The sequence below is a fragment of the Eggerthella sp. genome, from assembly GCF_048329335.1.
In the GTDB taxonomy this organism is placed as follows: Bacteria; Actinomycetota; Coriobacteriia; order Coriobacteriales; family Eggerthellaceae; genus Eggerthella; species Eggerthella lenta.
Map to the genome: position 1 here is coordinate 1 of NZ_DBFEGU010000013.1, position 4806 is coordinate 4806.

The 4806-nt window shown below is 65.1% G+C and carries 5 protein-coding genes and 1 pseudogene; 3 read left to right on the top strand and 3 right to left on the bottom strand.

Going from position 1 to position 4806, the window contains the following annotated elements; genetic code table 11:
- Nucleotides 1–431, bottom strand: a pseudogene (locus ACMO6A_RS00340) (IS3 family transposase); the annotation flags it as partial.
- 652 nt (nt 432–1083) lie between these two features.
- On the opposite strand from ACMO6A_RS00340, the gene ACMO6A_RS00345 reads away from it, so the two are divergent.
- Genes ACMO6A_RS00345 through ACMO6A_RS00355 form a run of 3 tightly spaced genes read left to right on the top strand, consistent with a single transcriptional unit; the run spans nt 1084 to nt 3054 of the window.
- On the top strand, nt 1084–1398 hold the full coding sequence (locus ACMO6A_RS00345; protein ID WP_009304798.1) for a PadR family transcriptional regulator: 315 nt from the start codon (nt 1084–1086) through the stop codon (nt 1396–1398).
- A complete protein-coding gene (locus ACMO6A_RS00350) occupies nt 1395–2027 on the top strand; it encodes a DUF1700 domain-containing protein (RefSeq protein ID WP_015760388.1) in 633 nt (210 codons plus the stop codon). Before ACMO6A_RS00345 ends, ACMO6A_RS00350 begins: the two co-directional genes overlap by 4 nt.
- Nucleotides 2020–3054: a DUF4097 domain-containing protein gene (locus ACMO6A_RS00355; RefSeq protein ID WP_015760387.1), complete on the top strand. Its 1035-nt coding sequence runs from the start codon at nt 2020–2022 to the stop codon at nt 3052–3054. The genes ACMO6A_RS00350 and ACMO6A_RS00355 overlap by 8 nt, the downstream gene beginning before the upstream one ends.
- Nucleotides 3055–3128: 74 nt before the next feature.
- Here the strand turns inward: ACMO6A_RS00355 and ACMO6A_RS00360 are convergent, their stop codons facing one another.
- Together ACMO6A_RS00360 and ACMO6A_RS00365 are read right to left on the bottom strand one after the other, a co-directional pair.
- Nucleotides 3129–3836 (bottom strand): pirin family protein, encoded by a 708-nt coding sequence (locus ACMO6A_RS00360; protein WP_015760386.1) that lies wholly within the window; start codon nt 3834–3836, stop codon nt 3129–3131.
- A 165-nt stretch (nt 3837–4001) separates the two neighbouring features.
- Nucleotides 4002–4806, bottom strand: an 805-nt coding sequence (locus ACMO6A_RS00365; protein ID WP_418470634.1) for an HRDC domain-containing protein, incomplete at its 5' end; no start/stop codon positions are given.

Genomic DNA, 4806 nt, shown 5'->3' on the forward strand with positions numbered 1-4806 from the left:
ATCTCGGAGACGGACGACCCTCGCGCGAACATCGTAACAGCTTCCCCGCGCTCGCGCTCGCCGTCGGGACGGGACCGGCCGTCGAGCCCGTCGAGGCGCCCCAGCCTGGAGGCCCACAGGCGGACGGGGGCGGCGCTCGCGATCCCGAGGCGCCCGGCGACGAAGCGCGGCTCCATGCCGCCCGCGAGGAGCCGCATCGCCTCCCGCTTCGTCCCGAGGGGGTAGGGCTCCCATGCCCGGCGGCCCTCGCACCTGCCCGGCACCGCGAGCGCGGGCGGGCGCAGGAGGCCGGCCCCCTCCTCGCGCGCGAAGGCCGAGAGCGTCGCCGCGCACGGGAACCCCTCGAGGCTCGAGCACGCCGCGCGCATCGACATGCCGCTCGCGTGGAACCTGCTCAGGACCTCCTCCTTGTATTCTTTGCCGTAAGCCATTCACGGACCTCTTTCCTCATCGAAATTCAGTCCAGAAAAACGTCCGGGGTCCCTTTTGGCACGCCGGACCCGTCCGGAAACCGCCGAACCGAGGTCGAATGCCGCATTCCCAAGGCTCGATGAAACGCGACCTGGGGTTTTGCTGCAAAGTTTCAACGAGCAAAATGCCGAAGAGCACCGAGGGGTGCCAAAAGCTCGTTTTTGCTGCACATGGAACCACGGAAACATGCGCGCCGGTCGACGTGCCGCGCGCTACCGTAACGGCGCCGAGCGCGCGATCGGCGTCTCCCGCCCGGGTTCTCGCGACCGATGCCGTCGCGCCTCGGCTTCGATGGAGAACCGCACAAATGTTTCACGTGAGACACTCGCGCGCTTCGGCTGAGCGGGAAGGCTCCGCGACCAGGCCCTTCCCCATCTCGGAGCGTCCCCGCAGCCCCGGCAGCTCATCGGCAGCCGTCGCAGCAGCACAGCCCCGGCAGCCGTCGCAGCTCGGCGACCGTCGCAACCGCGCAGCCCCGGAAGCTCATCGGCAGCCGTCGCAGCCGTCGCAGCCGCGCAGCCCCTTCCCCGCCATCCTTCCCGCGGAATCTCCAAATACCCGTTGACGCCTTATACTATGTGTCATATAGTATAAGGCGAAAGGAGGTATGCGATGGATGCACAATTGAAACGAGGTTTCCTCGATGTTTGCGTGCTCGCATCGATCAACCGCCAGGACTCGTACGGGTACCAGATCGTCAAAGACGTGCCTTCGAGTTTGCATTTGACCGAATCGACGCTGTACCCCCTGCTCAAACGCTTGGAATCAGCGGGGCTGCTGACGGTTTACGCCATCGAGCACAACGGGCGCCTGCGCAAGTACTATCGCATCACGCCGGCCGGGGTCACGTACCTCGACGAGTTCTTGAAGGATTGGGACGACGTATTGGACGTCTACGAGTATGTGAAACGAGGTGCCAACCGATGAACAAGACCGAGTTTTTGGATGCGCTCAGGCATGCGCTCGGCAAGCTGCCCTCCTACGAGGTGGAACAATCGATCGCGTTCTACGCCGAGATGATCGACGACCGCATCGAGGACGGGATGAGCGAGCAGGAAGCCGTGGCCGCGCTGGGATCGGTGCACGCCATCGCAGCTCAGATCGTCGCCGAGACGCCGCCCATTCCCAAGGCCATCGCGAAGGCGAACACCGGCAGCCGCACGCTCAACATCGTGCTGCTTGCCATCCTCTCCCCCATCTGGGTGACGCTGGCGCTGGCGTTCGCCTGCATGGTGTTGGCCATCTACCTGGCCATTTGGTCGGTCGTCGTGGCGCTGTGGGCCGTCGTGGCCATGCTGCTTCTATGCGCGCCCATCGGCGTGTTCGGCCTGGCCTGGTGCGCGGCCACGGGGTTTCCGCTCTCGGGCATCTGGGTCTTCGGCTGCGGCCTGGCCGGTGCAGGCCTGGGATTGTTCTCTTGGTTCGGCGTGCTGGCCGCCAGCAAGGGGCTCGTCAACCTCACGCATTCGTTCGCCCGCTGGGTAAAGGGGCTGTTCATCAAGCTGAAGCGCAACGATGCCAGCCCGATCGCGCCGGAAGGAGCAGCTCATGTCTAGCGGCAAAAAGACGTTGCTCGTCATAGCAACCATCCTCGTCATCGGCGGAGGCGCCATATCGTTCGGCGCGTTCGCGGCGGCCGGGTTCAACTTCGAGAACCTCTCGACCGAATCCCGCAATTGGACGTCCTCCACGAAGACGTTCGCCCCCGAGGCGGAAAGCCCCCACACCGCCATCGTCCTGCGCGACATGGGCGAGGACGTGCGCATCGAGCCGACCGACGGCGACGCCATCGAGGTGACGTACTGGACGAACGAGCGCAAGAGCTTCGACGTGGGCGACAACGGCGGCACCGTCACCGTCGAAGGCTCGCGCGAGCCGGCCATCGGCATCATGATGATCGGATCGTTCGAGGACCACTCTACCGTTCTGAAGGTGCCGCGCAGCTACACGGGCACGCTCGACATCGACCTCATGGGCGGCAATGTGGATGCCGCAGATCTGGACAGGTTGGGCTCAGTGACGGCGAAAACCGCGAGCGGCAACATCTCGCTCTCCCGCCTCGCCGCGGACGATATCGTGACGAACGCCGCCAGCGGCAACGTGCAGGTGCAGCGCGTCCAGTGCGCATACCTGAGCGCAACCACGATGAGCGGCAACATCGAATTCTCCGACGTCGAGGCGACCGAGATCGTGAAGCTGGACACGACGAGCGGCGGACAGCTGCTTCGAGGCGTGAGCACGGCGACCCTCGACGCCCGCATGGGTAGCGGCGACATCCTGGCGGCGGGCGTGGCAGCCACCGACGCGAAGTTCGATGCCGCGAGCGGCAGCGTGAACGCCTCGTTCTCCGGTTCGGACGGCGAATACGCCATCGAGGCCTCTTCGGTCAGCGGAGACGTGCACTCGCCGGCCGGCAGCGCCACAGCGTCGAGGCATGTGAGCGCTCGCACCATGAGCGGGGACGTGACGCTCACGTTTTCCGGCGGCGGCGCGAGCGTCAGCAACGGCAACGGCGCCCGCAGCGACTCCGGCGCGCCGACCGCACCGGAAGCCCCCGAAGCGCCCGAGGCCCCGAAGCTCTAAATCGCCCTTCCTCCTGCGCAAACGCGCAACGAAGGCCCGCGGCGTTGCCGCGGGCCTTCTGCATGCCAAAGTCGTTACGCCTCGTCAGCAGCCATGTCGAACATAATGTAGTGCGACGGCGTCTTCGCGCGAACAGACACCTCGCGCGTGGCGGTGATCTCGGCCGCGTCGCCCGCGTCCAGCTCGTTGCCGTTCACCATGCCTTCGCCCTCGATCTGGATGAGGTAGGCTTGCCGCGCCGGGTCGAGGTCGTAGTACAGCGTCTCGTCCGAGCCGATGACGCCTACGAGCACCTTCATATCCTGATGGATCCGGATAGGCGCGAAACCCTCCTCGCCCGAGGCGACGGGCATCCACTTCCCCACGCGGTCCTCCCAGTCGAAGCGGTGGTCGCCATAGTTCGGCTCCGCGTTCTTCTCGTCAGGCAAGATCCATATCTGCAGGAAACGCAGCGGTTCGTTCGTATCGTTGTACTCGCTGTGCATGATGCCGCTTCCTGCGCTCATGTACTGCACGTCGCCCCGCTCGAGGCGGCTCCCGTTGCCCAGGTTGTCGCGGTGCGTGAGCTGGCCGTCCACGACGTAGCTGATGATCTCCATGTTGTCGTGGGGATGCATGCCGAACCCGCCGTGCGGGTCGAACCGGTCGTCGTTGACCACGCGCAGCGCGCCGAACTTGATGTTATCGGGTTTGTAGTACTCGGCGAACGAGAAATGGAACAGGCTGTGCAGCCATCCTCGGTCGCTTCTGCCCATGTTCTCGTGCTTGATGACCTTGATCATGGCCCATCGCTCCTTCTTGTTGTTTGATGAAGCGATGATAGCGCGCCCCCGCGCGCCACGCGTGGCGGTTGCATGTCGCTCGCGTAACGAGATGATGAGGAGCGAGCTTAGAGGGCAAGCGAGGGCGGGGCGGATTTTCGCACGGGTCGGAAGCGGCGAGGCGGATCATCGCCCGTTTGCAAGCCCCTGCTCGAACTCGGCTATCTCGGACAGGAAGGCTTCGCCGTAACGGGCGAGCTTCGTAGCGCCCACGCCGCTGACCTCAAGGAACTCCTCGTCGGTTGCAGGCCTTTTCGCGCACATATCGCGCAGAGCCGCATCGGAGAACACGATGTAGGGAGGCTTGCCCGCTTCGTCGGCCAGGCGCTTGCGCAGCGTGCGCAGACGCTCGAACAGCTCGGGGTCGGCATCGTTCGCGGGCGCTCCCGACGAGCCGAACACGTGCGAACCGCCTGCAGCCGAACGCGTGCGCTCGGGCTTTCGCAGAACGCGCTTCATCGACAAGCTGAAACCCTCTTCGGCAGCCTCGCGGGCACGCGGCCCCAGACCCACCACCGGGTACGTCCCCTCGGTAATCAGCAGGTAGCCGCCTGCAGCCAGCAGCTCGATCACTTCTTTCACCTGTGCAGCCGGAGCGTTCACCGTGTCGTAGCACGCGGCCTCGTCCAGATGCATGTCCAGCAGCTTCGCGTTCTGCGAGCCGCGCAGCACATCCACCACCATGCCCTTGCCGAAGCGACCCCGCAGCTCCTGCACGCAACGCATGACGGCGAGCGCGGTGTCGGTGACGTCCATCGACTCGAACTCTCCCGCGCAGTTCGAGCAGTTGCCGCAGGAAAAACCTCTGTCGCCGGTCGTTCGCAACGTCAGCGAGGAGGCTTCTGGCGCCGAAGATTGCGGTGAAAGTCCGAGGTGGCGGCCTTCGGGCCGTGAGAAGGACTTGGAGCCGCAAGATTCGGTGCCAGAAGCC

What these genes read in the sequence shown, in the direction of transcription:
- ACMO6A_RS00345 (WP_009304798.1), top strand. Translation starts at nt 1,084, where the DNA reads ATGGATGCACAATTGAAACGAGGTTTCCTCGATGTTTGCGTGCTCGCA.
- ACMO6A_RS00350 (WP_015760388.1), top strand. Translation starts at nt 1,395, where the DNA reads ATGAACAAGACCGAGTTTTTGGATGCGCTCAGGCATGCGCTCGGCAAG.
- ACMO6A_RS00355 (WP_015760387.1), top strand. Translation starts at nt 2,020, where the DNA reads ATGTCTAGCGGCAAAAAGACGTTGCTCGTCATAGCAACCATCCTCGTC.
- ACMO6A_RS00360 (WP_015760386.1), bottom strand. Translation starts at nt 3,836, where the DNA reads ATGATCAAGGTCATCAAGCACGAGAACATGGGCAGAAGCGACCGAGGA.